31 protein-coding genes, 1 tRNA gene and 1 other annotated feature are annotated in these 25964 nt (G+C 43.6%); of the genes, 28 read left to right on the forward strand and 4 right to left on the reverse strand.

The annotated features are described in order from the left end of the window. Nucleotides 1–28 precede the first annotated feature (28 nt). Nucleotides 29–1609 (reverse strand): phosphoglycerate dehydrogenase, encoded by a 1581-nt coding sequence (gene serA / locus A8709_RS26670; RefSeq protein WP_065856851.1) that lies wholly within the window; start codon nucleotides 1607–1609, stop codon nucleotides 29–31. Between the two features lie 71 nt (nucleotides 1610–1680). Continuing rightward, nucleotides 1681–1913: a binding site (T-box leader), on the reverse strand. A 239-nt stretch (nucleotides 1914–2152) separates the two neighbouring features. On the opposite strand from serA, the gene A8709_RS26675 reads away from it, so the two are divergent. Then, nucleotides 2153–2476, forward strand: coding sequence for a rhodanese-like domain-containing protein (locus tag A8709_RS26675; protein ID WP_065856853.1), 324 nt, complete (start codon nucleotides 2153–2155; stop codon nucleotides 2474–2476). Nucleotides 2477–2531: 55 nt separating this feature from the next. Here A8709_RS26675 and A8709_RS26680 read toward each other — a convergent pair whose 3' ends face one another. Then, nucleotides 2532–3452, reverse strand: a complete 921-nt coding sequence (locus tag A8709_RS26680) for a hypothetical protein (protein ID WP_065856855.1) — start codon at nucleotides 3450–3452, stop codon at nucleotides 2532–2534. A 91-nt stretch (nucleotides 3453–3543) separates the two neighbouring features. Here A8709_RS26680 and A8709_RS26685 point away from each other — a divergent pair, with 91 nt between their 5' ends. Beyond that, nucleotides 3544–4152, forward strand: a complete 609-nt coding sequence (locus A8709_RS26685) for a CPBP family intramembrane glutamic endopeptidase (protein WP_084225454.1) — start codon at nucleotides 3544–3546, stop codon at nucleotides 4150–4152. After that, on the forward strand, nucleotides 4149–4355 hold the full coding sequence (locus tag A8709_RS26690; RefSeq protein WP_065856859.1) for a YccF domain-containing protein: 207 nt from the start codon (nucleotides 4149–4151) through the stop codon (nucleotides 4353–4355). The genes A8709_RS26685 and A8709_RS26690 overlap by 4 nt, the downstream gene beginning before the upstream one ends. A 59-nt stretch (nucleotides 4356–4414) precedes the next feature. Here the strand turns inward: A8709_RS26690 and A8709_RS26695 are convergent, their stop codons facing one another. Further along, entirely contained in the window at nucleotides 4415–5260 is an 846-nt protein-coding gene (locus A8709_RS26695) for a polysaccharide deacetylase family protein (protein ID WP_065856861.1), read from the reverse strand. A gap of 175 nt (nucleotides 5261–5435) precedes the next feature. Here A8709_RS26695 and A8709_RS26700 point away from each other — a divergent pair, with 175 nt between their 5' ends. From A8709_RS26700 to A8709_RS26815, 25 genes are all read left to right on the forward strand, one after another. Beyond that, nucleotides 5436–5747 (forward strand): hypothetical protein, encoded by a 312-nt coding sequence (locus A8709_RS26700; RefSeq protein ID WP_065856863.1) that lies wholly within the window; start codon nucleotides 5436–5438, stop codon nucleotides 5745–5747. A 250-nt stretch (nucleotides 5748–5997) separates the two neighbouring features. Beyond that, nucleotides 5998–6603, forward strand: a complete 606-nt coding sequence (locus A8709_RS26705; protein ID WP_065856864.1) for a genetic competence negative regulator — start codon at nucleotides 5998–6000, stop codon at nucleotides 6601–6603. A gap of 182 nt (nucleotides 6604–6785) precedes the next feature. Next, nucleotides 6786–7481 (forward strand): glutamic-type intramembrane protease PrsW, encoded by a 696-nt coding sequence (gene prsW, locus A8709_RS26710; protein ID WP_065856866.1) that lies wholly within the window; start codon nucleotides 6786–6788, stop codon nucleotides 7479–7481. Nucleotides 7482–7810: 329 nt separating this feature from the next. Further along, a complete protein-coding gene (ypeB, locus tag A8709_RS26715; protein WP_065856868.1) occupies nucleotides 7811–9184 on the forward strand; it encodes a germination protein YpeB in 1374 nt (457 codons plus the stop codon). A gap of 89 nt (nucleotides 9185–9273) precedes the next feature. After that, nucleotides 9274–9936, forward strand: coding sequence for a flagellar brake protein (locus A8709_RS26720; protein WP_341833443.1), 663 nt, complete (start codon nucleotides 9274–9276; stop codon nucleotides 9934–9936). Nucleotides 9937–9969: 33 nt separating this feature from the next. Beyond that, a complete protein-coding gene (locus A8709_RS26725; RefSeq protein ID WP_141692657.1) occupies nucleotides 9970–10227 on the forward strand; it encodes a hypothetical protein in 258 nt (85 codons plus the stop codon). Nucleotides 10228–10366: 139 nt separating this feature from the next. Further along, the gene (gene cmk / locus A8709_RS26730; RefSeq protein WP_065856872.1) at nucleotides 10367–11050 is read left to right on the forward strand and encodes a (d)CMP kinase; all 684 of its coding nucleotides are present in this window, start codon (nucleotides 10367–10369) and stop codon (nucleotides 11048–11050) included. Nucleotides 11051–11052: 2 nt separating this feature from the next. Beyond that, on the forward strand, nucleotides 11053–11634 hold the full coding sequence (locus A8709_RS26735) for a lysophospholipid acyltransferase family protein (protein WP_065856874.1): 582 nt from the start codon (nucleotides 11053–11055) through the stop codon (nucleotides 11632–11634). A 152-nt stretch (nucleotides 11635–11786) separates the two neighbouring features. Then, complete coding sequence (gene rpsA / locus A8709_RS26740; RefSeq protein ID WP_065856876.1) at nucleotides 11787–13100, forward strand: 30S ribosomal protein S1; 1314 nt, start codon at nucleotides 11787–11789, stop codon at nucleotides 13098–13100. Nucleotides 13101–13132: 32 nt separating this feature from the next. After that, on the forward strand, nucleotides 13133–14191 hold the full coding sequence (gene fni, locus A8709_RS26745) for a type 2 isopentenyl-diphosphate Delta-isomerase (protein WP_065856877.1): 1059 nt from the start codon (nucleotides 13133–13135) through the stop codon (nucleotides 14189–14191). A 262-nt stretch (nucleotides 14192–14453) separates the two neighbouring features. Continuing rightward, complete coding sequence (locus A8709_RS26750) at nucleotides 14454–14939, forward strand: YphA family membrane protein (RefSeq protein WP_141692658.1); 486 nt, start codon at nucleotides 14454–14456, stop codon at nucleotides 14937–14939. Nucleotides 14940–14944: 5 nt separating this feature from the next. Continuing rightward, complete coding sequence (locus A8709_RS26755) at nucleotides 14945–15844, forward strand: YIEGIA family protein (protein WP_065856882.1); 900 nt, start codon at nucleotides 14945–14947, stop codon at nucleotides 15842–15844. A gap of 19 nt (nucleotides 15845–15863) precedes the next feature. After that, nucleotides 15864–16043 carry a capping complex subunit for YIEGIA gene (locus A8709_RS26760; RefSeq protein WP_065856884.1) on the forward strand — a complete coding sequence of 60 codons (180 nt, stop codon included), beginning with the start codon at nucleotides 15864–15866 and terminating at the stop codon, nucleotides 16041–16043. A 129-nt stretch (nucleotides 16044–16172) separates the two neighbouring features. Then, nucleotides 16173–17498 carry a ribosome biogenesis GTPase Der gene (der, locus tag A8709_RS26765; protein WP_065856886.1) on the forward strand — a complete coding sequence of 442 codons (1326 nt, stop codon included), beginning with the start codon at nucleotides 16173–16175 and terminating at the stop codon, nucleotides 17496–17498. A 13-nt stretch (nucleotides 17499–17511) separates the two neighbouring features. Then, the gene (gene plsY / locus A8709_RS26770) at nucleotides 17512–18114 is read left to right on the forward strand and encodes a glycerol-3-phosphate 1-O-acyltransferase PlsY (protein WP_065856887.1); all 603 of its coding nucleotides are present in this window, start codon (nucleotides 17512–17514) and stop codon (nucleotides 18112–18114) included. Nucleotides 18115–18155: 41 nt separating this feature from the next. Further along, nucleotides 18156–19181, forward strand: coding sequence for an NAD(P)H-dependent glycerol-3-phosphate dehydrogenase (locus A8709_RS26775; RefSeq protein WP_065856889.1), 1026 nt, complete (start codon nucleotides 18156–18158; stop codon nucleotides 19179–19181). 114 nt (nucleotides 19182–19295) lie between these two features. After that, a complete protein-coding gene (locus tag A8709_RS26780; protein ID WP_065857405.1) occupies nucleotides 19296–19562 on the forward strand; it encodes a stage VI sporulation protein F in 267 nt (88 codons plus the stop codon). 120 nt (nucleotides 19563–19682) lie between these two features. Then, complete coding sequence (locus tag A8709_RS33830; RefSeq protein ID WP_279615901.1) at nucleotides 19683–19844, forward strand: DUF2768 family protein; 162 nt, start codon at nucleotides 19683–19685, stop codon at nucleotides 19842–19844. Between the two features lie 21 nt (nucleotides 19845–19865). Continuing rightward, complete coding sequence (locus tag A8709_RS26785) at nucleotides 19866–20159, forward strand: 2Fe-2S iron-sulfur cluster-binding protein (protein ID WP_065856891.1); 294 nt, start codon at nucleotides 19866–19868, stop codon at nucleotides 20157–20159. Between the two features lie 25 nt (nucleotides 20160–20184). Further along, entirely contained in the window at nucleotides 20185–20775 is a 591-nt protein-coding gene (locus A8709_RS26790) for a nucleotidyltransferase domain-containing protein (protein ID WP_425262355.1), read from the forward strand. Nucleotides 20776–20808: 33 nt separating this feature from the next. Continuing rightward, complete coding sequence (locus A8709_RS26795) at nucleotides 20809–21156, forward strand: 2Fe-2S iron-sulfur cluster-binding protein (protein WP_065856895.1); 348 nt, start codon at nucleotides 20809–20811, stop codon at nucleotides 21154–21156. Nucleotides 21157–21186: 30 nt separating this feature from the next. Beyond that, entirely contained in the window at nucleotides 21187–21927 is a 741-nt protein-coding gene (locus A8709_RS26800; RefSeq protein WP_065857407.1) for a hypothetical protein, read from the forward strand. 245 nt (nucleotides 21928–22172) lie between these two features. After that, nucleotides 22173–23651 (forward strand): stage IV sporulation protein A, encoded by a 1479-nt coding sequence (spoIVA, locus tag A8709_RS26805; protein WP_056614411.1) that lies wholly within the window; start codon nucleotides 22173–22175, stop codon nucleotides 23649–23651. A 247-nt stretch (nucleotides 23652–23898) separates the two neighbouring features. Continuing rightward, complete coding sequence (locus tag A8709_RS26810; protein ID WP_036741983.1) at nucleotides 23899–24171, forward strand: HU family DNA-binding protein; 273 nt, start codon at nucleotides 23899–23901, stop codon at nucleotides 24169–24171. Between the two features lie 212 nt (nucleotides 24172–24383). Then, a tRNA-Pro gene (locus tag A8709_RS26815) sits at nucleotides 24384–24457 on the forward strand. 25 nt (nucleotides 24458–24482) lie between these two features. Here the strand turns inward: A8709_RS26815 and A8709_RS26820 are convergent. Next, complete coding sequence (locus A8709_RS26820; RefSeq protein WP_065856897.1) at nucleotides 24483–25943, reverse strand: recombinase family protein; 1461 nt, start codon at nucleotides 25941–25943, stop codon at nucleotides 24483–24485. Nucleotides 25944–25964 lie beyond the last annotated feature (21 nt).

Raw genomic sequence — 25964 nt, forward strand, 5'->3', positions numbered from 1 at the left:
TTGTTGTTCGTGAAACATTTTGTGCTTATTAGAGCGTAAGGGCACGAACATTCACGATTTCATCTTGTTTTGTAAGTTCAGCCAATACTTCAGCAGGCGCTGGTTTATCAATCGTCAGTACCATGATTGCAGAACCGCCGATCACTTTACGACCAACCTGCATCGTCGCGATATTGACTTGATTGCTGCCTAGCAGTGTTCCAACGCGTCCGATGATACCTGGTTTATCGTTGTGGGAAATCAACAATAAGTTACCTTCAGCAGCGAAGTCAACCGGGTATTGATCAATACGAACGATACGTTCGCCGAAGCCAGCAAGCAACGTACCAGCAAGTGTTTTTTCTTCTTGCTTCGTTTTAACCGTAACGGTTACTAAGTTTGTGAAGCTATTTGATGCGTTTGAACTCTGTACCACGATGTTTACACCGCGTGATTTAGCAAGGTGCATCGCATTGATGATATTGATGGATTCAAGTTGATTTTGGAAAATCCCTTTGACAATATAACGTGTTAATGGGCTCGTATCAACATCCATGAGGTCACCTGCATAGTTGACTACGATTTCAGATACGGCACCTTGGGCGATTTGACCAAGTACAGATCCGATTTTTTCACCAAGACCGAAGTATGGTTGTAGTTTGTTCAATACATCTGCAGGAACTGGAGGCATGTTGACCGCGTTTTTGAACGGTTCGTTACGAAGAATATGAAGCACTTCCTCGGATACGTCGATCGCTACGTTTTCTTGTGCTTCAATCGTTGATGCGCCAAGGTGAGGCGTTACGATCACTTTAGGATTCGTTAAGAAAGGATGATCTTTCGCTGGCGGTTCCACTTCGAATACGTCGAATGCAGCTCCAGCTACGATACCTTGATCAATAGCTTCAACTAAAGCAAGTTCGTCGATAATGCCGCCGCGTGCACAGTTGATAAGGCGAATGCCTGGCTTCATTAATTCGAATTGTGTTTTGGAAATCAGGTGACGTGTTTCGGGCGTAAGTGGCGTATGAACGGTAATGAAGTCCGCTTGTGCTGCAATTTCGTTAACTGTACCAAGCTTAACTCCCATTTTCTCAGCGCGCTCTTCCGTTAGGAACGGGTCATACCCGATAACTTCCATACCGAATACTTTCGCACGTTTCGCAACTTCACTTCCGATACGTCCCATTCCGAGGATACCGAGTGTTTTGTTACGAAGCTCAACACCGATGAATTTACGATCCCATTCTCCGCCAACTGTTTTCTTGTAGGCTTGAGGAATCATACGTGCAGTTGCCATCATCATTGCGAAGGTAAGCTCGCAAGTTGCGATGGTATTACCATCAGGTGCGTTGATGACGATGATTCCGCGTTTTGTTGCTGCTTCCAAATCAATATTGTCGACACCAACACCGGCGCGGCCAATAACTTTCAACTTTGTGCCGGCATTCATGATTTTCTCAGTTACCTTTGTTTGGCTACGAACTAGTAGGGCATCGTACTCACCAATGATCGCGATAAGTTCGTCTTCGGATAGACCAGATTGCTTAACCACTTCAACATCAGCTGCATCATAAAGCATTTGAATTCCCATGTCACTAATTGGATCGGATACTAGAACTTTGTACATAATTCGTTTCCTCCTTAGATTTGAACATAAAAAAACTCCCAACCCTCGGACACAGACAGTTAGCCTGTAGCCAAAGGGACGAGAGATTGCTTTCGTGGTACCACCCTAGTTCGCTGCCCATTCGCATGGATAGCCTCATTTGGTCTTGCGACCTGGAACTGTAACGTGTTCCTAATCCGATTGCATCTACTAAGCTTCAATGCAATAACTCTGGAGTGCTCCGCAATATGTTCGCTACCGATTCGCACCTGCCATCGGCTCTCTGAAAGCTACTTTACTTGCTTGGCTCCGTCAACGCTGTACTGTGATATAGAATTTTTAATAGATTACCATGCGTTCGAAATCGTGTCAATACTTGTCGAACGATTTTTCACTTTACCGTCATGAATGTTCGGATTGACAATCATTCAGAAGCTTTTCGTTTATTTTAAAGCAAGAATGTTAAGAAAGCAATCACATATTGTTAATATTTGAGCCTCTTTTTCGTGTATGGTACAGTGAAAGTATAGTTCTTAACTAAAGGATGTAGGAGCGTGTACAATAATGGAAATTAATCACATTTATCCGCAAATTTTTCTTCAAGGCGTGGATCAGCAAACGCTAGGAAATAGCGTTATCATTGATGTAAGAGAACAGCACGAATGGGATTATTATCATATGGAAGAAGCCAAATTAATACCTATGGGACAAATTCCTCATCGGATGGGTGAACTGCCAGAGGATGCTGATATTTATCTTGTTTGTGCCCATGGGGTACGCAGTCTTCGGGTTGCTGAATTTTTAAAAGAAAATGGATTTGACCGTGTCATTAATGTGGACGGTGGAATGGCTGCTATTGCGATGTTCCGCGGCGTGCAATACGACTAAACGCAAAAAGCTGAGGACAAGGTCATTGAATGACCCGGCCTTCAGCTTTTTTTGCTTAATTCACATCAGAGAAGAATGGAAGTTGTGGAAGGTTTTCATTGGTATACCATTTGGACTTCCCTTTAACGAAATCACCTGTTCGAACAGCATTTGTGCTTAGTAATAATTCCATGGTTTGATTCACGTCGTTCACGTTTAATTTCTTGGCTTGTCCAGAAGCAATGAATTCATCGATCCGAATTGTTAAATCCTGCGGGTAAAACGGTGAAAATGCTTTGTTCTTCAATAATTTAGCGGTTATGTATACATTTTTTACGTTTAAATTCATAGCTCGCCATTGATCAAGGTTGGCATTATTATTCGGATCGAAATACTCGATATCGGGATCAAGCGTACCATCCCAAGCTAGAATGGAATCGAAATAATTTTTTTGCGCGGTTAATGCTTGTGTCTTGGCCTCAAGAAAGTAAGGATCTTTTTGAATGGCGTCAATCAGTTGTGCATGACTTTGACCATTGGCTTTGGCTTGATAGCTGTTTAATGAATCAGCGAACAGCTTCAGGCTTTTGAGATAACCTTGGTGCGACTGTACCAATAAGGGTGATGTGTCGGGCATATTTTTACTTTTTAGTATGCCATATTTCTCATCTGCGATTTTGTAAAGCTCTTTCAACACCGCGGAGGCGTCCACAGTGGCATTACCCATCTCAATTTGACTCATCAATTCAAACCATTTATTCTGAAATTCCCTAAAGGGTAAAAAGATGGTATGGTAATATGACACCAATACTTGTTGATCATAAGCGCCAATCGCAGGTGTAACAGCCTGATCAGCATGTAGAATTTTATCATATTTCTGATCTGATTTCGTTTGACCTAGTCGCAAGCCATAGAAAAAAGCTCCAAGGATACAGACCAGCATAAAGATGAACATGAGGGCAAATAAATAATCCGTGCGGGTAAGACGCTTCTCCATAAATCTAGCTCCTTGTTGTCTCTTTTATTTGTTCTAGTATAGGTGAAACAGCTCTAAAAAGGAATAATTTGAGGAAATGAGGCGGCTTTCTTTGAAAAAATTCGATTTTAAGAACCTTCGTATTGGGAAAGTCGATATCAATCAATTAAATGACAGGACTTTATTACTAAATCTTTACATGACTCAACTGCTTACGCTTATTATCGGAATTATCATCTTGTTTTTTCAGAGCAATTCAAATTTTATTTCCTTGTTCAAGTTTCAAGGGGGTTGGCAAGTACCCATTTGGGGTTGTCTATTTGCAATCGGTGTTCTAGGAGTAGACTTACTTATTTCAAGATGGGTACCTAAGGAAGTCGCCGATGACGGCGGTATCAATCAAATGATTTTTGGAAATAGGGCCCTTTGGCATATTGCGCTGCTTTCTTTTATCGTGGCAATATGTGAAGAAGTTCTATTCCGCGGAGCGATTCAACATGCCTGGGGGCCTTACTGGACAAGCATTTTGTTTGCAGCGATTCATGTACGCTACCTTCAGCATTGGCTCATGACCGGTATGGTTTTCAGTATTAGCTATGGCTTAGGTTGGATTTACCTTCATACGGGAAGCCTATGGACACCGATAATTGCCCACTTTATGATTGATATGGTGATGGGGTGCATACTTAGATTCAGCAAGGAGGAAGATCAAGTTTCATGAGTGTAGGAGAAAGAGCAGCCTCTCGGTCGAATCCAGTTTTGGAAGAGAAGCAGGAGGATGAGACCTATTTGCCGCCGCGTAGAGCGGTTCATCCATCTGAGCAAGGACGGTGGACGAACCTTTTCTATATGACGTTACTTTGGTTGTTTATTGCGCTAGTGGTGAGTCTAACAATTTGGGGAATTAAATATTCCAAGCTATAGGATAATAAAAATGAGCCATAGGTAACCACAATTTTGTGTGGAGACCTATGGCTCTTATTTCATCTCATCTCAAGCTCAATGGCATTCGGGTCAACAAAAGTATAGCCTTTTTCCTCAAGCTTCGTCAGGAGGGTATCTAGGATGCTCACCGTCCACGGAAGCTCATGCATCAGAATATTGCTGCCGAAGTGCAGTTGCTGCAAGACATTCTCAACGACTTTATTTGGATCATTTTTTGCATTCGTCATTTCCCAATCCAAAGAACCATTGGACCAAGTCATATACAGCATTTTATTATTTTTAATTTTCGTTTTTAAATAATCATTGCCGGAACCGAACGGAGGACGGAAAAACTGCGGAGCCTGACCGGTTAATTCTTTGATTATTTTTTGGTTATCATCGACTTGTTGATCAATTTTTTCATTGGTCATATCTTTTAAATTATCATGGTCCCAAGCATGATTGCCGATGGGATTGCCGCTATCAAATACGAGTTTAACGAGCTCAGGCTTTTGCTTGATCCGGTAGCCGTTCATGAAGAAGATCGCTTTGGCCTTGTGCTTTTTCAGGGTATCGATAAGGGATTGATTCATCGTCTGATCTTTGGGGCCGTCATCGAAGGTGAGAAGGACAACTTTTTTGTTGCCATTGGGATCATTGGGAACGATATCGTAATTCTTATTCAAGTGATAAGTCTTCGCAACAATCTCCTGCACGGGAGCAGTAGGAGTCGGTGTTGGTGTTGGCGCCATTGTTGGTGAAGCCGTTGGACTCGGGCTTGTAGTTGCTTGAACTGCGGGTGTTGATGTTGTTGTAGAAGCTGGACTCGTTTCTGTTTGATTGGCCGAACAGGCAGCTAATAGAAGCATAACTGTCACGATGAGTGTGCTTGCTTTCTTATTCATGATTCGTCTTCTCCTCAGATCCTTGCTTTATGGTCATCACTTATAGTACCACATTATCTCATACATTTCGCAGATGCCAATTCTCCTATGTTTTCCTTCCATCTTCACGTATGTCGACTTCTAAACTCGCACAACCTAGGAAGGATTCATACTACTTATCATGGAGGGAGATCCAATGAAATTAGGTACATTTATGCTCGGTGGTATTGCGGGGGCGGCGGCTGTTATTTATCTCAATCGTAAAAGTAAATCCATGTTATTCTCCGCATTTAGCTCATCAAGTGAGTCGATGGGGAAGGTTGTAGACAAAGCCAAAGACTCGTTCAGTAACAAATCTTTTGGCGATTCGATGAGTAGAAATTTCTCGTCAACGAGTTCAACTGGCTTGAATCAAGTAGAGAAAATTGTGAAAGAAGACCCGCATTTAAAGGCTACTGTGAATGAAATTTTGCAGGATAATAAAGCTACGGCCTCAACAATTCAATAATCAAGTATCTCTCTGCGCAGTCTGGCATACCCACGGGGCCGGCTGTGCTTTTTCTTTTTATACATAACTATAGCGTGCAATTGCAAAGATTTAATGTTAACATGATAGGTGAAAACAATAGATGGATGCATGTCCATTTCTTTGTCAAATGGTTCACCTTTTTATTTTTCTAACATATTCTGAATGAAATAAGGTGACCATGCTTTCGATGCAAGCTTTCCTTACGGAGAGCTCAAAGGAGGATCCTATCATGAAAATAGAACGCTTAAGTCAGGATAAGATACGGATTTTCCTAACCTTCGATGACTTAACTGAACGCGGAATTCAAAAAGACGATATGTGGAGAGAAATTCCCAAAGTACACGAATTATTCAGTGAAATGATGGATCAAGCATATTCTGAGCTCGGATTCGACCCATCCGGCCCACTTGCTGTTGAGGTATTCGCGCTGCCAGCACAAGGAATGGTTGTTATTGTAACCAGAGGTAAGCTTGATTTGTATGCAAATTCGGATGCATATGATGATCATGAGGCTGAAGAAGTGTACGAAATGGAAGTAACGCTTGAACAAAGCGATTTAATCTCTTATGCATTCCGAGATTTTGAAGACCTGGTGCGTGTGTCCAAAGTAATTAATCCCCTTCTAATGGAAGGCGGTACCCTTTATTCGTATAAAGGGAAATATATTTTACAGCTGGAGCCTGTTGAACTCGAGGAAACGAAGTATCAAGCGTTAATCGCGGTATTATCTGAGTTCGGCGAAGCGGCTTCCGTAACCCAAGCTGTTCTTGAAGAATACGGCAAGACGATTATTGCTGACGATGCTGTGAAAGTACTCTGCCGCCATTTCAAATAAACAAAGGACGCATGTCCTTCTGTCATTGAATGAAACAAGCATCTCCAAAAACAATCGTTTTTGAGGTGCTTGTTTTGCTTTTCTTCTTTCGGTAACCAAGTATCCAATGTTACACATAGAAATGTAAGTGAATAACGTTTATACTAGAGTTACGTAAATGAATGAAAAGGGGGAACTGGAAATTGCATATTGTGCCGATCTTGTTGGCAGCTGTAGCCCCAGGACTCTCATTGCTCGCGTATTTTTACTTGAAGGATCGCTACGAAACGGAACCGATTCATTTAGTTATTCGTATGTTCGTTTTCGGTGTATTGCTCGTGTATCCGACCATGGTGCTTCAGAATGCTTTTATCCAGCAATTTGGTGAGAGTACCTTCATGACCTCCTTTTTTCTCTCTGGCGGCATCGAAGAGTTTCTGAAATGGCTGGTGCTGTATCACTTGATTTTCAGACACGAGGCTTTCGATGAACCTTACGATGGTATCGTATATGCGGTAGCTGTCAGTCTTGGTTTTGCAACGTTGGAGAACATTATTTACGCCTTCTTACACGCTTCTTCCTTTTCAGCATTGATGCTTCGAGCGTTGTTGCCTGTTTCCGGGCATGCTTTGTTTGGGGTCATGATGGGATATTACATGGGTAAGGCCAAATTCGTCCCTCAGAAGCAAAACAGATACTTATGGATGTCGTTGCTGCTGCCGATCGTGTGGCACGGCGCATTTGATTATATCCTGCTCATTTTCAAAACGGGTTGGATTTGGATTATGATTCCGCTTATGACGTTTTTGTGGATTCGCTCCATATGGCGGGTAGATCGGGCTAATGCGCATTCTCCTTTACGTGTTGTTACTGTGGATGAGAAGATTAAAATGGGATAGATTGGGTCATAATGACTGTATATATGCGAACTCAATAGAAGGTATTGAGTGACCGGGAGGGTATACATGTCAGCAACAATGCGAGTGAAAGTGAAGATCCGATGTCGGATATGCGGAGAGAAATTTGTTCTCAGAGGTAAGAAGGAAAAGGACAAAATTGAAACAGGATTCCGCCAATGTATATGCAGCAATGAGCATGATTTTGAAATAGAGACTGAGAGTTAGCAAGAGGCCATTCTTTCGAATAGGCCTCTTTTTGTTGTTATTGTATAAACCTGTCTCCTCGCGTAAAAACTAATCGCAAGATTGGGTATGAAAGGAGCAATTGTGTGTACAAAAGATTAAGTATTGTCATGTTTCCATTTCTATTGCTAGCGTTAATTGGCTCTTCGGTGTGGGGGTATTTGGAACATCAAGAGAAGAACACGATTCTGATTAAAGCTGAAAATCAGTATCAACGCGCGTTTCATGATCTATCCTTTCACATGGATAAGCTACATACCGAGCTGGGAAACACGCTTGCAGTAAATGAAACGTCGGAGCCATCCTATCGGAAAGGCTTGGTGAATGTTTGGCGCCTAACAAGTCAAGCACAAAGCGATATCACGCAATTGCCCCTGATGTTATTGCCTTTTAATAAAACGGAGGATTTCTTGGCCAATATGGCTAATTTCTCTTACCGTATGTCCGTTCGTGACATGACGAAACAGCCTTTGACAGAAGCTGAAATGAAGACTCTAAATACGCTGTATACGCATTCTGCTGACATTACCAAAGAAATACGCGGGGTGCAGGATAAAGTTATTGCGAATAACTTGCGCTGGATGGATGTTGAATCAGCTTTAATTTCCGAGAACGAAATGCATGATAATTCCATTATTGATGGGTTCTCGATTGTAGACAAAAAGGTTGGCGCGTATGAAGAATTGAATTGGGGAACAGGGAGTTTAAATGTTTTCTCTAAAAATGATGTAAAAATGCTATCCGGTAATGATATGACCGCAGATCAAATTAAAAAGAAAGCCTTGGAATTCTTGGGTGTCAAAGATTCAAACGGAGTCAAAGTTGTTGAGAATGGCGGCAAAGCTCCTGAATTTCAAAGCTTTAGTGTGGTCGTTCCAAGCGCGGATTCCACGAAGAACGATACCCAATTGGACTATACGAAAAAGGGCGGTCATCTCATTTACTTTATGAAAACCCGCGATGTGCCGTCGGCCAAATTCAATCTGCGTCAAGCGCGCGATATTGCGAATGAATTTCTGGACGCGCATGAATATAAGGATTTGAGCGCGATAAGCTATGATCAATATCAGAACATGGCGACCATCCATTTTGCTAAAAAAGAAAAGAATGTCACCATCTATCCGGTGCAAGTGACCGTTAAGGTTGCTCTAGATACGCTGGAAGTGACTGGCCTTCAGGCCACAGATTATATTTATTCACAGAAAAAGCGTGAAATCGGACAACCGAAAATCACAGTGGCAGACGCACGTAAACAGCTAAATTCCAAGATGAAAGTGACGAGTGAATCCCTCGCCGTCATTAAGAATGATCTGGATGAGGAAGTGCTCTGCCATGAATTTATCGGCACGCTGAATAATAATATCTACCGGATCTATGTGAATGCCGATGTAGGCACGGAAGAGAAGATCGAGACGATTCGTCAGGACCAGCTTGAAGCAGCTGCGAAAAGCAAAACATAGTCAGAAAGAAGCAGGAATTTATCCTGCTTCTTTTTTTTCTATCTTAATGGTGCAGGCATGGTATAATTAATGCATAATACTTCGCGGAGGTGCGGAAATTGCTTCCTAAGGTCAACCAGATATTACATATGCAGATGAATAGTATTGATGATGAAGAATCCAAAATTGAGTACAAATCGAGGATTGCGGATGTAACCGAGAAAGCAATCATCATTGAAATCCCGCTTAATGAGAAGACAGGCCGTCTGAAGAAGCTGTATCAAGGCGATGAAATTAGTGCGCATTTCTTAGGACAGGGCGGTGTGAAGCACTATTTCACAACGGAAGTGACGGCTTTTAATGAAGATGTAATTCGCCTGGTTGAATTGCGCTTACCTGAACTGAGTGCAATTACTCAGGTTCAACGTAGAAACTTCCTGCGAGTTTTGGCAGAACTTGAAATCGCAGTGAAACTGAATGATCAAATTCAATTTATTGGCGTAACAGAGGATGTTGGCGGCGGCGGTATTTCTTTTATTTGCGATGGACACATCCCAGTTAGTTTGAACGCGATAGTTTCGTGTTGGGTCCTTGCACCATTTAAGAATGGCGTAATCGAGCATATTCCATTCACAGGTGAAGTGGTTCGTGTCAAAGCAATGGAAACAGGCAAACAACTTGTGATGATTCGATTCGCTGATATCGCGGACCGTGAACGGCAGAAGCTAATCCGGTTTTGTTTTGAGAGACAGATGGATTTTCGCAAAAGGTAAGGATTGAGAAGGCAGCACTAGGGGTATACTGCTATGCATATTGCATGCTGGCAGGAGTGTGATCGGATGTCGAAAGATCCGAAGAGTGAAGCGTATGAGCAATTATTTATTCGATTTTCAACAAAGGTTGAGAAAGTGATCATTCGAGCTATTTTAGTCGTAATTATTTTGCTTGTTTGTGTACAAGCTTTGCTTCAAAACGCTTATATCCGCAAGCATTTTACCCGTGTTGAACCCCTTGAAGGACAACCGTATATGGTGCCTCAACATTCCGATAGAGAACGATCATAAGTACGTGAAAGATCGGTAAATACGAACCCAAGTTTTGCATATGACCATGTTGTGTGGTATAATTTCTAGTAATTAGCAGGCAAGTGCCTGCTTTTTTGTACGTAAGGTACAGTGAAGTATTGTTAGGAGGAACAGCAGCTTGGATAAGTTCAATATTGCCATAGATGGTCCTGCTGGAGCCGGTAAAAGCACCATTGCACGGTTAGTCGCCGGTGCGCTTGGGTTTATTTATGTGGATACAGGAGCCATGTATCGAGCAGTAACGTGGAAAGTACAGCAAGAAGGGCTGCTGCCTGAGCAAGAAACAGAAGTGGCTGCGTTAGCCAATCGCATGCAGATTGAGCTCATTCCTGGAGCGGAAGGACAACAGGTTATCGTGGATGGTGTTGATGTGACGAAAGCGATTCGTTCATCGGACGTTACGACACATGTATCGCAAATTGCCAGCTACGGTGCTGTTCGTCATTTGTTAGTTGCGATGCAGAAGCAAATGACCGTTTCCAAAGGCGTAGTCATGGATGGCCGTGACATCGGCACACATGTTATGCCGGATGCAGAAATCAAAGTTTTCCTAACGGCAAGCGTGAAAGAACGTGCAGATCGAAGGTTCAAGGAATTACAAGACAGCGGTTCGAATACGCTGACACTGGATGAATTGGAGCAGGATATCGCTAGACGTGATCAGTTCGATGAGGCGAGGGAGATTTCGCCGCTGCGCAGGGCGCACGATGCTGTGCTAATGGACAGCACGTCGATGACGATTGATGAAGTGGTGGACGAAATCCTTGGACTTTGCAAGGACAAAGTCGGAGGTGGCAAATAAAGATGCTGTATCGCATCGGAAGAGCCTTATTTCGATTTATGTTTACAGTATTTTTCCGAATGCGGGCAATAGGAATGGAGAATGTTCCTTCACAGGGAGCAGTTGTTCTGTGCGGTAATCATACAAGTCTCTTGGATCCGCCATTCTTGGGAACACCTCTTCGGAGGAAAGTTCATTTTATGGCCAAGGCTGAGCTGTTTGATATCCCAGTTCTCGGTTCCATCATTTCGAAAGTAGGCGCTTTTCCTGTTAAAAGGGGAGGAGTCAGCAGAGAGTCTATTCGACTAGCTGTTCAATTACTTCGCGATGGTAATATGCTTGGTGTTTTCCCAGAAGGATCTCGAAGTAATGCAGGAGGAATGGGCAAGAAGGGTGCAGCCAGTCTTGCATTGAAATCAGGAGCTACGGTAGTGCCAGTCGCTATTGTGGGTACCTATTCACTATTTCGCCGTATGACGATTGTCTATGGGGCACCGATGGATATGAGCGCTTTTGCAGGAGGAAGTTCAGAAGATCTGGAGCAGGCTACAGAAGCGATTATGAAAGAAATTCGCCGATTACATATGGTTACAAGCAAAGCTTAATCAAGTATGTATGGAAATGAAAGCTTGGAATTATACTAACCTTAATGCATTTGGAACTTATTGTTGTGTTTGAAACAGAGTAGGAGCTAGCCTGCTGCTTTGTGACTTATAAATTATTTTTTTGTTGGTTGTAAATAGAGGAGGATAATCCCATGTCAGATGAAGTAAAAGTTCAAGATCAATCACAAGAAGCTCAAGAAACAGCCGTATCACAAGCAGAAGCAGAGCACGCACTTAACAATGTTGCTGTGCTAAAGAAAGGCGCTACAGTTAAAGGCAAAATCGTTAAAGTAGACGCTGATCAAGCTTTCGTAGATATCGGTTACAAATACGATGGTGTCATTCCAGTTCGTGAGCTTTCATCTGTTAGCTTAAGCGATGCTGCTGGGGCTGTTGAGCTTGGTCAAGAAGTAGAATTGAAAATCGTTTCTATTAACGATGCGAAAGAAACATTGGTATTGTCCAAACGTGTTGTTGACAATGAGAAAGCTTGGGAAACATTGCAAGGTCAGCTAGAGAGCAAAGAAATCATTGAAGCTACTGTAGCTGAAGTTGTTAAAGGTGGACTTGTTGTTGATATCGGCGTACGTGGATTCGTACCAGCATCCATGGTTGAGCGTCAATTCGTTGAAGATTTCTCCGCTTACAAAGGCCGCACTTTGCGTCTTCGTGTAAAAGAAATCGATCGCGAGAAAAACAAAGTCATTCTTTCCCAAAAAGATATTTTGGATGAAGAATTTGAAGTTAACAAAAAGAAAATCATCGAAGGTCTTCAAGTTGGTCAAGTACTTGACGGTACTGTTCAACGTTTGACACAATTCGGTGCGTTTATCGATATCGGTGGTATTGATGGACTTGTTCACATCTCCGAGCTTGCTTGGCACCATGTAGAACAAGCATCTGATGTTGTTAAAGAAGGCGACAAAGTTAAAGTTCAAATCCTAAAATTGGATCCGTCCAATGATAAAATCAGCTTGAGCATCAAAGCTACACAAGATGGCCCTTGGTCAAATGTTGAGCGTGATTTCAAAGCTGGCGATATCGTAACGGGTACGGTTAAACGTCTTGCAGCATTCGGCGCATTCGTTGAAGTAGCTCCTGGTGTAGAAGGTCTTGTGCATATTTCTCAAATCGCACACCGTCACATCGGTACACCTCACGAAGTACTGAAAGAAGGTCAAGAAGTACAAGTGAAAATCTTGGAAATCAACTTGGCTGAGAAACGCGTTAGCTTGAGCATCAAGGACACAGAAGATGCTCCTGAAGCTCCAGCAGGTGCAGCTGCTCCGTCATCTGCAGGCAAACCGGACAGAGAAAGACAACCACGCGGTGATCGTGACCGTGGTAACGCTGCTAGCCACCAAAAAGAAATTGCTGGTAACGAAAATGTTTCCCTAAGCAACCAAGGTTTGTCTATGACACTTGGCGAGCGTTTTGGAGATAAACTAGCGAAATTCAAAAAATAAGAAGAAGTCCAATTTCTAGGAGGGCAAAGGAAATGCGCATCTCACGCAAAATGGAGCATGTCCATTACGCGCTGGAGCTTGGTCAATCCCGTCAGCAAGGGCTGTCGGATATCAAGCTTGTGCATAACTGTCTGCCTGAGACTTCGACGGATCATATTGCTTTAACAACGACAATCGGCGATCTCATTATGAGTTCGCCGATTTTAATTAATGCAATGACAGGCGGCGCTCAGGAAACAGAAAGCATAAATCGCGAATTGGCGATACTCGCCAGGGAGAAAGGTATGCCCATGGCAGTCGGCTCCCAGATGTCGGCTATTAAGAATAGCGAAGTGGCACCCAGTTATCAAATCGTACGACGCGAGAATCCGAATGGGGTTATCTTCGCTAATTTGGGAAGTGAAGCCTCCACAGAGCAAGCGCTTCGTGCCATTGATATGATAGAAGCGAATGCGCTTCAAATTCATTTGAATGTGATGCAAGAGTTGATCATGCCGGAAGGCGATCGCAGCTTCATTGGTATGTTAGGACGGATTGAATCGATTGTTCGTCAATCCCCAGTGCCAGTTATCGTAAAGGAAGTAGGCTTCGGCATTTCACGTGATAATGCGAAACAATTGCAGGAAGTCGGTGTGCAAGTTCTCGATGTCGGGGGCTCAGGCGGCACGAATTTTGCTGCGATTGAGAATGCAAGACGACCGTCATCATTAGCTTGGTTGAACGATTGGGGTACACCAACAAGTATTACCTTACTTGAAGCCCTATCCGTTTACCCATGGGGCTCTGTGATTGCGTCTGGCGGTATTACGAACGCTTTAGAGGCTGCAAAAGCCTTAACATTAGGTGCTTCGGCTGTCGGTATGGCTGGCTCGTTTCTCAGAGTACTGCGTACAGATGGCGTAGATGCCCTACATTCTTTTGCAGATGAGCTGCATCAAGGACTTATTCTCATTATGACTGCACTAGGTGCACCATCGGTTCAAGCTTTAACGCAATGCCCTGTTGTCATCATGGGAGAAACCGCTGAATGGTGTCAGACAAGAGGCATTGACATAACTTCATATGCAGCACGAATGAATCGGAGTAAATAATCAAAATATTGCCATACTAAGGATCAGGCAGTTCTCTCTTCTTCCACATAGAAGAGGGGCCTGAAGATCCGCAGGCTTGTCGATGAGATTATGTCATCACTTGCAGCGCAAGCTAGGTGGTTAGATTATGAATCCCGGTTATTTGTCGCTTATTCTCCTTTGCATCACGCTTATCTTACTGGCTAGTGGATGGAAGGAGCTGTACGTCAGAAGTATATCGCACAAGGCAATGCTTCTTTTTTTTGTCTCATGGCTGGTTGGAATGAGAATAGTTATAACGATTCAGGACGTCCGTATCCAACTTGTATACCTGGTTGTTCTTACAATTGCATTCAGTATTTTGTTTGTCACTCAAGGTTTTATACATAAGATTCATCTGCTCTCTATAGGTCTTCTGATGGGGTCGCTCCACTTCTTATTTCAACAATTGCTGGAGATGGATCCTATCCTCATCGTACGAAATGCGCAGTGGCAGTCGGCACTCCTGCTTGCCGTAGTGGCCGTTGTGCTTCAGCGCAATGCGTGGGAACAGATCGCAGCAATATCGATCGGATATCTGCTTGGCGATATGTATCAAGCAGGCATCCATGAAATAAATGGGTACCATGAGCTAGGGTTCGCTGATTTTCAAGATCAATGGTGGTTATCGATCTTTACTGCAAGAACTGTGACCATCATCTTGCAGGCTGTGTATAGCAGCTGTCGCAACGTCTTGAGATATTGGATCGATCGTAAGGGGGACAGATGAGGGTAATGGATATAACTTGGTTACATACGCATCGATATACGATTGGCATTGTAGTAGGCGTCATTTTCGGAATTGTCTCGCGGCTCAACATGTTGCGAACGGATTATAGACAATATCCGACCTATCCGCATGGTAAAATTATTCATGTATCGCTTGGCGTAATCGCTGCCGGGCTTGGGGCCGTAGCTGTTCCAGCGTTGTTGGAGAAAAATTATACGGCTGTCACATTCCTATCACTTGCTGCGCAACAATTCCGAGATGTACGTAATATGGAAAGACAAAGCTTAACGAAAGTAGATGAATTAGAATTAGTACCCAGAGGCGCGGCATACATTGAAGGTATTGCCATGGTATTCGAGGGACGCAACTATCTTGTTATCTTGACGGCGTTTATGGCCTCCTTATTTAGCATTCTATTTGCTTGGTATTGGGGTGTTTTGGCTGGTTTGCTATCGATTTGGATCGCTAACTTTTTCAAATCAGGCAATAAATTAGGGGACATTGCAGATATTGTACCCGCAGAAATTCGAATGGACGGGCCTGATGTATCGGTTGACTCCATTTATATTATGAATGTTGGATTAGTTGATAGTCGCGATAAAATAATGAAATATGGTCAAGGCTTTCTCATTAAGCCCAAAAATCGCAACGCGCGCGTAACGATTTCCCATGTTGGCCAGCGACAAGCAATTATGTATGACATGTCAACCTTATTCGGTGTTTATCGGGATGAGGGAGAGCCTTCCTTGCGGCCTATGGCAAAGCTGGACATGGATTCAGGCACGATCGGACTTCTCCTCCTTTTACAAGAAGATGATAGAGAGAAAACGCTCACAGCGCTTCATCGCGTGCCTGTTCTTGAAAGTGCGGTACGTATGCCATCTGAGGCTGGTGTGAATAAATAGAAGGAGGAGAACACCATTTATGTCACAAATCCTTGCGATTGTTACCTTAACGAAGGATCGTATTGCTGGCGGTGCTCCGATCTTTGTTGTTGAGAAGGAAACGGAGCTGCAGCAGACGGCATTCACGCTAGAAAAAATTTTAGATGCAAATGCACATGATTTGAAAAATGGTACGATGATTTTGGTGAAACATACCTAAATTTGTGTACAAAGAGCTTGTTTTGACTGGATTTGCAAAAGAGATTAGCCAAGCCTTGTCTTTTTTGTTATGATGTAAGTTGCGTAATTTTCCATGTATGTACATGGAATCCGAAGGAGTGAGTGTAAATTGGCTAGACCTGTCCTTGCAATTGTAGGCCGACCAAATGTCGGTAAGTCCACCATTTTCAATCGAATCGTAGGCGATCGCATGGCGATTGTAGAAGATAGACCAGGTGTAACACGGGATCGTCTATATGGTGTAGGTGAATGGTTGAATACATCATTCAGCGTCATTGATACAGGCGGTATAGAAATTGACGGCGAAGACGTGATTTTGAAATCGGTTCGTGTACAAGCGGAGCTTGCGATCGAAGAAGCCGATGTTATCGTTTTCATGGTAGATGCCAAAGCGGGTGTTACCCCTTCCGATGAAGAAGTGGCACAGCTATTATTCCGTTCGAAGAAACCGATCGTACTTGCAGTTAATAAAGTGGATAATTTAGCTCGTCAAGATGATATTTATGAATTCTATTCCCTTGGCTTCGGGGACCCTGTAGGAATTTCCGGCTCACACGGTATTGGGATTGGCGATTTGCTTGAAGTTGTTTGTAATTTATTCCCGGATAAAACAGATGACGAATACGGCGATGAAGTTGTTAAATTTGCGCTTATCGGACGTCCAAACGTAGGCAAATCCTCCATGACGAACGCGATTCTGGGTGAAGAGCGAGTTATCGTAAGCGATGTGGCTGGTACAACACGCGATGCGATCGATACGCCTTTTGAACGTGATGGTCAGAAGTTTGTCATTATCGATACTGCTGGTATGCGTAAGCGTGGCAAGGTTTATGAGAACACGGAAAAATACAGTGTTATGCGTGCGATGAAAGCGATCGAACGTGCAGATGTCGTATTGGTTGTCATTGACGGTCAAGAAGGTATTATTGAGCAAGATAAGCACATTGCAGGATACGCGCATGAAGCAGGTAAAGCGATCGTTATTGTCGTTAACAAATGGGATATCGTCGAGAAAGATGATAAAACGATGCAGCATTTCACAACGACGATCCGTGATCATTTCTTGTTCTTGAGCTATGCTCCGATTGTATTCGTATCTGCCAAAACGACGCAGCGTCTGCACAAATTACTGCCGGTAATCGTTCAAGTGGCTGAGAATCATGCGCTTCGTGTTCAAACAAATCTACTGAATGATGTTGTGTCCGATGCAGTAGCGTATAACCCGCCACCAACGGATAAAGGGAAACGTCTGCGGATTAACTATGTCACACAAGTGGCCGTTAAGCCGCCAGTATTCGTACTGTTCGTGAATGAGCCTGAGCTCATGCATTTCTCGTACGAGCGTTATTTGGATAATAAGATCCGTGCTGCCTTCGGCTTTGAAGGAACGCCCATTCGCATCTTGAGCCGCAGAAAAACTTCGGACAAAGAATAGGAGATGTTGCACATTGCTTTCGATAGTAACCATTGTAGTGAGCTATTTACTAGGATCTATAAGCTTTAGTTATTTATTCGGAAAATGGTTCAAGGGAATCGATATTCGGAAGCATGGCAGTGGGAACGCTGGAGCGACGAATACGCTCCGCGTTCTTGGGAAAGGGCCAGCCATCCTTGTCCTATTGCTGGATGGCTTCAAAGGCGTCGCAGCGGTGCTGCTAGGGACGTGGGCGGCGTCAGGGCCTGACCACATGTGGATTCGTGTGCTGTGTGGCTTAGCTGCCATTGTAGGGCATAACTGGCCGGTGTTCTTTGGCTTCCGTGGGGGTAAAGGAATTGCCACAACGATTGGTGTAATGGCTACACTTTGCTTCTTACCAACATTGATCGCTGGCTTAACGGCTATTGTTATCATCGCGGTTACTCGATTCGTATCGCTCGGTTCCCTCATTCTTACTGCTCTCTTACCTTTTCTCATCTGGGGGATGGACCGACCTGTACCAATTCTGTGGATCTCAATCTTGCTTTGTGCGTTTGCTTTTATACGTCATCGTACGAACATTGTTAAGCTCATTCAAGGCAAAGAAAATAAGCTGGGACAAAAAAGAGCCTAGTGAATGGTTTCGAATAACAACTACACTTAGGAGGGGAAACCGTGAAACAAAAAGTATCGGTCCTTGTAGCTGGAAGTTGGGGGACGGCACTTGCTTCCGTATTAGCGGATAATGGGAAGGATGTCCTTCTATGGTCGCGCAACGAAGAACAAGTGCTAGAAATCAATGATAAACACACGAATAGCCGCTTTCTCAAAGATGTTTCTCTGTCACCGTCCATCATCGCAACCAATTCGTTGCAAGATGCGGTACAGGATGCGGATGCCATAATTATGGTGGTTCCTTCTTCAGGCATGCGAGAAGTCGCTTCTCGTATGCGCCCTTTTCTGAAAAAGGATGCGCTGATCATACATGCAACCAAGGGCTTTGAAACGGGGACATTGAAGCGAATGACAGAAGTTCTAGCTGATGAACTGCCGGAGATGGATGCGAGCCGATTTGTCGTTCTATCTGGTCCAAGTCATGCGGAAGAAGTTATTTGTCAGATGCCGACAACTGTCGTTGTAGCTGCCCAGGACATCCAAGCCGCAGAGGCTGCACAGGATCTGCTTATTACTAGCTATTTCCGTGTGTATACGAATCCGGATGTGACAGGTGTTGAAGTAGGAGGCGCGCTCAAGAATATCATTGGTCTTGGCGCAGGTCTTACGGATGGCTTGGATTTTGGCGATAATGCCAAAGCAGCATTGGTTACGCGAGGACTCGCAGAAATTACTCGTTTAGGTACAGCGATGGGGGCGAACCCTTTAACATTTGCCGGCTTAGCCGGAATTGGTGACTTGATCGCCACTTGTACGAGTAAACATAGTCGAAACTGGCGAGCTGGGAATATGTTAGCCAAAGGGATGCTCTTGGATGATGTTCTCAAAGAGATGGGGATGGTTGTAGAAGGCGTGAAGACAACGAAGGCCGCTTATGACCTTGCTCGACGTTTCGATGTTATGATGCCAATTACGAATGAGTTACATAATGTCCTGTTTGAAAGCAAGTCACCACAGCTGGCTGCTAGAGATCTAATGGGACGTGTTCGAACGCATGAGATGGAAGAGCTTCCATTGACGCACTAATAACATTTGTACAGAAATAGCCTACACCAGATCTTCCCCGTTTTCATACTATACCTTATCAGCACTAGTCATCAGCATAGGTATAGGGAGGCGGCACAATTGGCGAATAAAGATATGTCGAAGGACGTATTGAATGCAGTCAAGAAGAAGACAGGTAAATCCGTAACAGCTAAAGATATTGAGAAGATAGCAAGTGGTGTGAAACCTTCTACTATGCAGAGCGAAGTACAATTACGAGCGCTCATTAAACAGGTTTCGGGTTTAGTTAACGTGAAAGTATCCGAAGAAACGATTAACGATATCGTTCAAGCGGTTAAAAGCAGCAAACTAGATACCAATAACATGCAGCAATTAATGAGCATGATGATGGGTAAAAAATAGAAAGTATGAAGGGGATTCGCATCCCCTTTATGCTTTTTTTTTGTTTTGTGCTATACTTACATGTGTTTCATTTTAACGATTTTTACATAAGGAGTTTATCCAATGTCACCTTTAGACAAAATGTGGGCCTCATTTGTAGCCATGGGACTGATGGTTGCCGCATCATTTCTAATCTCGTATGCACGATCAAGATCAAATGGATGGCTGCGGGGCGTATTATCGTTCATTGCTTTTTTAATGTTTATTCCCATTTTACTATTTATGTTATCTTCTTTGTTTTAACGGATTGGAGGGGCATACACCATGTTAGAACTGAAAACACGCAAAACCCAGAAACAACTTGTTCCGGAAACAGGCTTAACCCTGCTAGATCATGCTCTCAAAGCTGATGTAGATTGGGGATTTTCTTGTACGCGGGGAACTTGCGCAAGATGCCGCTGTTATGTCGCTGTAGGTCGTGAGCTGTTGTCAGAGCCATCTGAAGCGGAAGAAGATCGTTTGGAGCCTGAAGAGCTCGAACAAGGATATCGCTTAGCTTGCCAGTGCATCGTGAAGCATGTCGGACCCATTTCAGTTACACACAAGCCTTATTTCTAAAATTTTCGGTGGGAAAGGTGTGGGCATGATGAAACTGCTGGAGCCTCTACTCCCGTCGATTTCGACTATACATTCGCGGTTACAGCAAGCACATGAGGTACGCTGGCTGATTGGTGGAAGCTGTGGTCTGCTGCTGCACAACGTTGATATTGGAAGAAATCCAAGAGATTTGGATATTTATATCGATCAGAAGGACGTTCATGCCGTCCATGCGCTGTTACAGCCTTACGCAATTGACTCGCCTACCTATAGCGAAACACCCATTTACGCTTCGATTTTGAGTCATTATCATATCGACGGTCATACTGTTGAGATTGTTGGTGATTTTAAAGTCAGCGCACATGCTTCTTTGTACCAAATAGAGATTGAATACTTATGGGATCATCACCCAAACACTGCGATTGTCGAGGATCGTATGGTTCATCTGATGCCGCTTGCACATGAGTTTCTCTTTAATGTCCTTCGTAATCGTCCTGATCGGTACGAACCGATTCTCCGTACGATGCAAGGTCAACCTGACGTTCATATGCCTGCCTTAGAGGATCTGCTGATTCGGAATCAGTGGGGACTTGATTTTCAGGAGAAGTTAAAGGAATTGCTAGATTGGCAGCGGTAAACGATACCCTTGTCCAATGAAAAGGTGACGATAATGAGTGTATTTGACGTACATTTTTGGCCGGATAATAAGAAAATTAAAGTAAGACCAGGTACAACCTTGCTGGATGCTGGAAACAAAGCGAAGGTTCATATCCGTACACGTTGCGGTGCGAAAGCGGCTTGTTTGATGTGCAAAGTTAAGGTGACAGATCAAAGCGGTCTTGCGCCCTTGAATACGAATGAACGTTTGAAACTGGGTTCTCAAGCGGATGAAGGCATTCGCCTAGCCTGTCAAGCGCGAGTCATGGGTACAGTTGAAGTGACGATACCCGAAGATCCTTTAAAGGCAGCAATACGTGCTCAGCTTGCAAGACAGGCGGAGGACGATGATTTTATTTAGTGATGATAGGATGGTTGGATTGTGAAAATAATGCGAAGTCTGATCCAAGGTAGAAGCGCGCTACTGGCTCTCGTCTTGGTTATTTTGCTAACAGGATGTGCTTACCCGCAAGAGCTGCGGAAAGAGAATCAAATCAACCCGGCTGAGTTTATCACCGTTGTTCAACAAGCTATTGATACCTACCATGAGAAAACAGGCGTGCTTCCGATCAAAAATAGCGAGATGACAACACCACTCTATGAGAAATATGTCATTGATTTTGCTAAATTAAAAAAGACGAATCTACTTAGCTCCGTTCCAGCTAACGCGTTTGAGAGTGGAGGCATCTTTATCTATGTACTTGTTGATGCGGAAACGAAACCAACCGTTAAATTAATGGATTTATCCGCCTATCAAAGCGTAGATGATGTGCAAAAGAAAGTGAATGATTATATCGCTAAACATGGTGGCAATGTGCCGCAAGGTGTCTCCATTAATGATGATTTCGCATATGTGGATTTCAAACCGCTAGATCTGAAAGAGCCTAATATTAAGTCTGTGTATGATCGGAAAAATGTGATCAGGTACATTCTGAATAAGCAAACAGGTGAGGTGGCCATTGACTACGCCATGGACATCAACACGTTTATTCAGAATAATGCCTTAGGAAACTCGCTAAAGCCAGAGCAAGATTTACGGCAGATTCTCGTAGAGAAATCCTATTTCGTACCGATCCGCAGCGTTTCATATAAATGGCTGAACAACCAGCCGATGCCGCAAAATCAGCCATAAACGTAACCTCTTACAATTCTGTAAGAGGTTTTTTTTGTTTTTATAGAATAAGCGCTCTCCGTAGATCATATATTCTTTCGAAAGCGGTATGTGCTTCATAAAATATGAGCGAAAAAAAGTTGAAACGCATCTATCATATTTCTATCGAAAGTACATATATTTTTACTAGTCCAAATGAATGTACGAGTAGTCAATTGTTACCGTCACTAGCGTCAGTTGACGACCAAACTGTAGGAGGGATTCTCTTGGAGAAAGTGGATATCTTTAAGGACATTGCAGAACGAACGGGAGGGGACATTTACCTGGGGGTTGTCGGAGCAGTCCGCACAGGGAAATCGACCTTTATAAAGCGTTTTGTGGAATCTGTAGTGCTGCCGAACATTCAAAGCGAAGCGGATAGGATCCGGGCTACCGATGAACTCCCGCAGAGCGCTGCTGGCCGCACGATTATGACAACGGAGCCGAAATTCGTACCGAATACGGCGGTTCAAATTTCTGTGGCCGAAGGGCTGAACGTAAATGTTCGCCTTGTTGATTGTGTCGGGTATGCAGTCGATGGCGCCAAAGGCTATGAAGACGAGAACGGACCTCGGATGATTAATACACCTTGGTTTGATGAGCCGATTCCTTTCCAAGAAGCGGCTGAAATCGGAACACGGAAAGTCATTCAGGAACATTCCACGTTAGGTGTCGTTGTGACGACGGATGGCACGATTTCCGATATCCCGCGCTCGTCCTATGTGCTTGCTGAGGAAAGAGTAATCAATGAGCTCAAAGAAGTCGGGAAACCGTTCATTGTGATCATTAACTCGCAAAAGCCTAACAGTGAGCCGGCCCTCGAGCTGCGCAGCGAGCTGCAAAGCCGTTACGATGTGCCTGTCGTGACGATGAGCGTAGCAAGCGCCGGGGAAGAAGAAATGGTCTCTGTGCTGCGTGAAGTGTTGTATGAGTTCCCTGTACATGAAGTCAATGTGAACTTGCCTAGCTGGGTTATGGTTTTGGATGAAAATCATTGGCTGCGCACACAGTTCGAAGCATCCGTTCGCGATACGGTTCAAGATATCAGGCGCTTACGTGATGTCGATCGTGTTGTTAGTCAATTTGCTGAATATGAGTTTATCGACAAAGCTGCGTTGGCAGGACTGAATATGGGGCAAGGTGTGGCAGAGATTGATCTGTTCGCCCCTGATGAACTTTACGATCGCATTCTCGTTGAAGTCGTTGGTGTAGAAATTCGCGGGAAGGATCATTTGCTCCAACTGATGCAGGATTTCACACATGCGAAGCGGGAGTATGATCAATTTGCGGAAGCGCTGGAAATGGTCAAAACGACGGGCTACGGGATAGCGCCTCCAACGCTAGCGGAGATGGCGCTTGATGAGCCTGAGCTGATTCGTCAGGGCTCTAGATTCGGTGTTCGTTTGAGGGCTACAGCACCTTCTATTCATATGATTCGAGTAGACGTTGAATCGGAATTCTCACCGATTATCGGTACCGAGAAGCAAAGTGAAGAGCTCGTGCGCTATTTGATGCAAGATTTTGAGGATAACCCGCTCAAAATCTGGGAGTCTGATATTTTCGGAAGATCGCTGCACTCCATTGTGCGAGAAGGTATTCAAGGCAAGCTTGCACAGATGCCGGATAATGCGAGATACAAGCTGCAAGAAACGCTCGGCCGGATTATTAACGAAGGCTCTGGCGGCTTAATCGCCATCATATTGTAAGAAATTGCGGGCAAAAACACTCTTAGGAGTGTTTTTTGTCGTTTCATAGGAGAAAGTCCCACATAAAATGGAAATAGATACTTGAAATTGCACCCTGAGTGTATTACTATGAATTTATTCGTCTGCTTTCAAAAGTTCATTTTGCTTAGAAAATCAACGATTTTTCTGGTGTTCATGTATAAATTCTGGAAAAACGGTGAAAACAGGAAGTAACGGAAGTGAGAAATCTTGGGGGGAGGTGAATGGCATGAATAAATCTGAATTGATCAATAAGGTTGCTGAAACTTCTGAGCTTTCCAAGAAAGACGCAACAAAAGCAGTAGATGCAGTTTTTGATGCAATTTCTGAAGCTTTGCAAGGTGGAGATAAAGTGCAACTCGTTGGATTTGGTAACTTCGAAGTTCGTGAACGTTCTGCTCGTAAAGGACGTAATCCGCAGACAGGTGAAGAAATCGATATCGCAGCAAGCAAAATCCCAGCTTTCAAACCTGGTAAAGCACTGAAAGATGGCATTCAATAATTTGTATTTATACATAGGATTGAACGTTACATAATTATAAAGCCGTTACCTCTTCATGTAGGTACGGCTTTATTTGTTTGGTTGGAAAATGCCTTTACAATTTAAAAATCTCCTACTATAATTACAAAAGTGAATCAGTAAATTTTGGCTATAAACGGGGAATGGCGGGGTATGGCGCAGCCTGATGTGACGTACTAAACTAAGGGGTTTGTCGGGTATTAGCGCAGCTTGGTAGCGCGCCATCTTGGGGTGATGGAGGTCGTCGGTTCAAATCCGGCATATCCGATCTATACAAAAAAGAAGTGGCTCAGCTATTCAGCAGCTGGGACCACTTCTTTTATTTTCCAGTCAGATTCATTTGTTATGACAATTCGCTTAAAGATCATTTGGACAAGAAATTTTCGATCTTCGTTTTTCATGAACTTCCAGTCTGCTTCAAGGTTTTTAACAAACCCAATTATTTCTTCAGGAGATTGACTAGCTGCCGCTGCTTCTGGAGGTTCGATAATATTCATTTCCTCCTGAAGCTTAGCTAACTTACTGTTAATATCTTCGACCTTACCTCGATACTCTTCTCGCGTAATAATTTTATCCCCTAAGTCATCGAGCAAATTGTTTTTTCGATTCTCAAGCTTCTTAATTTCTCTTTCAATGCGGGTAGTTTCTTTTTTCACTTTTTTAATATCGTCTTCAGTTAATGGTGGCGTGTATTCTTCAGCTTCGATAGTAAGGTTATTGAAGTAGTCAAAGAATAATTTTGACAACTTAATTTCGGAAATGTCCGGTTGTTTACATTTACCAGGCTTTCGATTGGCGCACCTATAATTTGCATATGAAAAATTGTCTTTGTCCTTCTTTGTCTTATTGGCGTGATATGACGCACCACAAACCCCGCATTTAACAATTGAGCTAAAAGGGAAGTGGTAGCTGCTTCGTGACATTTCCATCGCCCCACGGCGTTTTAAACGCTCTTGTGCGAGTGTGAAAATGTCTTCTTCAAGTATTGGGACATGCTCGCCTTCAGTAATTATTGTTTCGGAATTCTTAGGAGTCCAAGCATTCTTACCTATGTAAGTGATGTTGCCAAGGATACCTTTGATCGTGCTATCGACCCACTGTGTTTTTTTAGCAGGTACTTCATCGGAATTAAGCTGGGAAGCGATCCTTCCATATCCCCATCCCTTGTAAACGTACCAATTGAATATTTGTTGGACAATCTTCGCCTCATTTTCATTAACCACAAGTTTCCCGGTAACATTGTCATACCCGTATATAGGTCCTAGGGACACTCTGCGCCCTGTAGAGGCCTTTTTAGCTTGTCCGAAGCTAACACGCTCACCGATTAATTCACGCTCATTTTGGGCGTTTGCAAGGCTTACAGTGAACATCCAACGTCCTTGTGCGGTTGTAAGGTCATGACGTTCGGTAATCGTGGCAAATGATACGCCAAACTTAGTGAACAGCTCATCAACCATGCGCAGACCGTCTAGGGCCCGCCGTGTGAGCCTGTCCAGCCGCCATATGATGATTATGTCGATTCGCTTATTGCGAATGTCCTCAAGCATCTCCTGAAGCGCAGGACGGTTCATGTTCTTGGCTGAGTACCCATCATCTACGTATATTTTGAATAGATCGTGGCCGAAGTCTTTAATATACCGCATACAGGACTCTTGTTGAGCTTCTAAAGAGAATCCATGTCTCGCTTGTTCGTCTGTCGATACGCGGCAGTATATGGCAGCGCGTAGTTTCATTGTGGGAAGTTCTCTTACCATGATGCTCCTCCTAATAAAAAA

This window comes from Paenibacillus pectinilyticus (genome assembly GCF_001700435.1).
Lineage (GTDB): Bacteria > Bacillota > Bacilli > Paenibacillales > NBRC-103111 > Paenibacillus_E > Paenibacillus_E pectinilyticus.

What these genes read in the sequence shown, in the direction of transcription:
- A8709_RS26760 (WP_065856884.1), top strand. Translation starts at nt 15,864, where the DNA reads ATGTCACAAATCCTTGCGATTGTTACCTTAACGAAGGATCGTATTGCT.
- A8709_RS26785 (WP_065856891.1), top strand. Translation starts at nt 19,866, where the DNA reads ATGTTAGAACTGAAAACACGCAAAACCCAGAAACAACTTGTTCCGGAA.
- fni (WP_065856877.1), top strand. Translation starts at nt 13,133, where the DNA reads ATGCGCATCTCACGCAAAATGGAGCATGTCCATTACGCGCTGGAGCTT.
- A8709_RS26800 (WP_065857407.1), top strand. Translation starts at nt 21,187, where the DNA reads ATGCGAAGTCTGATCCAAGGTAGAAGCGCGCTACTGGCTCTCGTCTTG.
- A8709_RS33830 (WP_279615901.1), top strand. Translation starts at nt 19,683, where the DNA reads ATGTGGGCCTCATTTGTAGCCATGGGACTGATGGTTGCCGCATCATTT.
- A8709_RS26735 (WP_065856874.1), top strand. Translation starts at nt 11,053, where the DNA reads ATGCTGTATCGCATCGGAAGAGCCTTATTTCGATTTATGTTTACAGTA.
- rpsA (WP_065856876.1), top strand. Translation starts at nt 11,787, where the DNA reads ATGTCAGATGAAGTAAAAGTTCAAGATCAATCACAAGAAGCTCAAGAA.
- A8709_RS26810 (WP_036741983.1), top strand. Translation starts at nt 23,899, where the DNA reads ATGAATAAATCTGAATTGATCAATAAGGTTGCTGAAACTTCTGAGCTT.
- A8709_RS26700 (WP_065856863.1), top strand. Translation starts at nt 5,436, where the DNA reads ATGAAATTAGGTACATTTATGCTCGGTGGTATTGCGGGGGCGGCGGCT.
- A8709_RS26705 (WP_065856864.1), top strand. Translation starts at nt 5,998, where the DNA reads ATGAAAATAGAACGCTTAAGTCAGGATAAGATACGGATTTTCCTAACC.
- A8709_RS26780 (WP_065857405.1), top strand. Translation starts at nt 19,296, where the DNA reads ATGTCGAAGGACGTATTGAATGCAGTCAAGAAGAAGACAGGTAAATCC.
- A8709_RS26750 (WP_141692658.1), top strand. Translation starts at nt 14,454, where the DNA reads ATGAGAATAGTTATAACGATTCAGGACGTCCGTATCCAACTTGTATAC.
- A8709_RS26790 (WP_425262355.1), top strand. Translation starts at nt 20,185, where the DNA reads ATGATGAAACTGCTGGAGCCTCTACTCCCGTCGATTTCGACTATACAT.
- A8709_RS26795 (WP_065856895.1), top strand. Translation starts at nt 20,809, where the DNA reads ATGAGTGTATTTGACGTACATTTTTGGCCGGATAATAAGAAAATTAAA.
- A8709_RS26690 (WP_065856859.1), top strand. Translation starts at nt 4,149, where the DNA reads ATGAGTGTAGGAGAAAGAGCAGCCTCTCGGTCGAATCCAGTTTTGGAA.
- A8709_RS26675 (WP_065856853.1), top strand. Translation starts at nt 2,153, where the DNA reads ATGGAAATTAATCACATTTATCCGCAAATTTTTCTTCAAGGCGTGGAT.
- A8709_RS26725 (WP_141692657.1), top strand. Translation starts at nt 9,970, where the DNA reads ATGCATATTGCATGCTGGCAGGAGTGTGATCGGATGTCGAAAGATCCG.
- A8709_RS26695 (WP_065856861.1), bottom strand. Translation starts at nt 5,260, where the DNA reads ATGAATAAGAAAGCAAGCACACTCATCGTGACAGTTATGCTTCTATTA.
- A8709_RS26820 (WP_065856897.1), bottom strand. Translation starts at nt 25,943, where the DNA reads ATGGTAAGAGAACTTCCCACAATGAAACTACGCGCTGCCATATACTGC.
- serA (WP_065856851.1), bottom strand. Translation starts at nt 1,609, where the DNA reads ATGTACAAAGTTCTAGTATCCGATCCAATTAGTGACATGGGAATTCAA.
- A8709_RS26680 (WP_065856855.1), bottom strand. Translation starts at nt 3,452, where the DNA reads ATGGAGAAGCGTCTTACCCGCACGGATTATTTATTTGCCCTCATGTTC.
- A8709_RS26755 (WP_065856882.1), top strand. Translation starts at nt 14,945, where the DNA reads ATGGATATAACTTGGTTACATACGCATCGATATACGATTGGCATTGTA.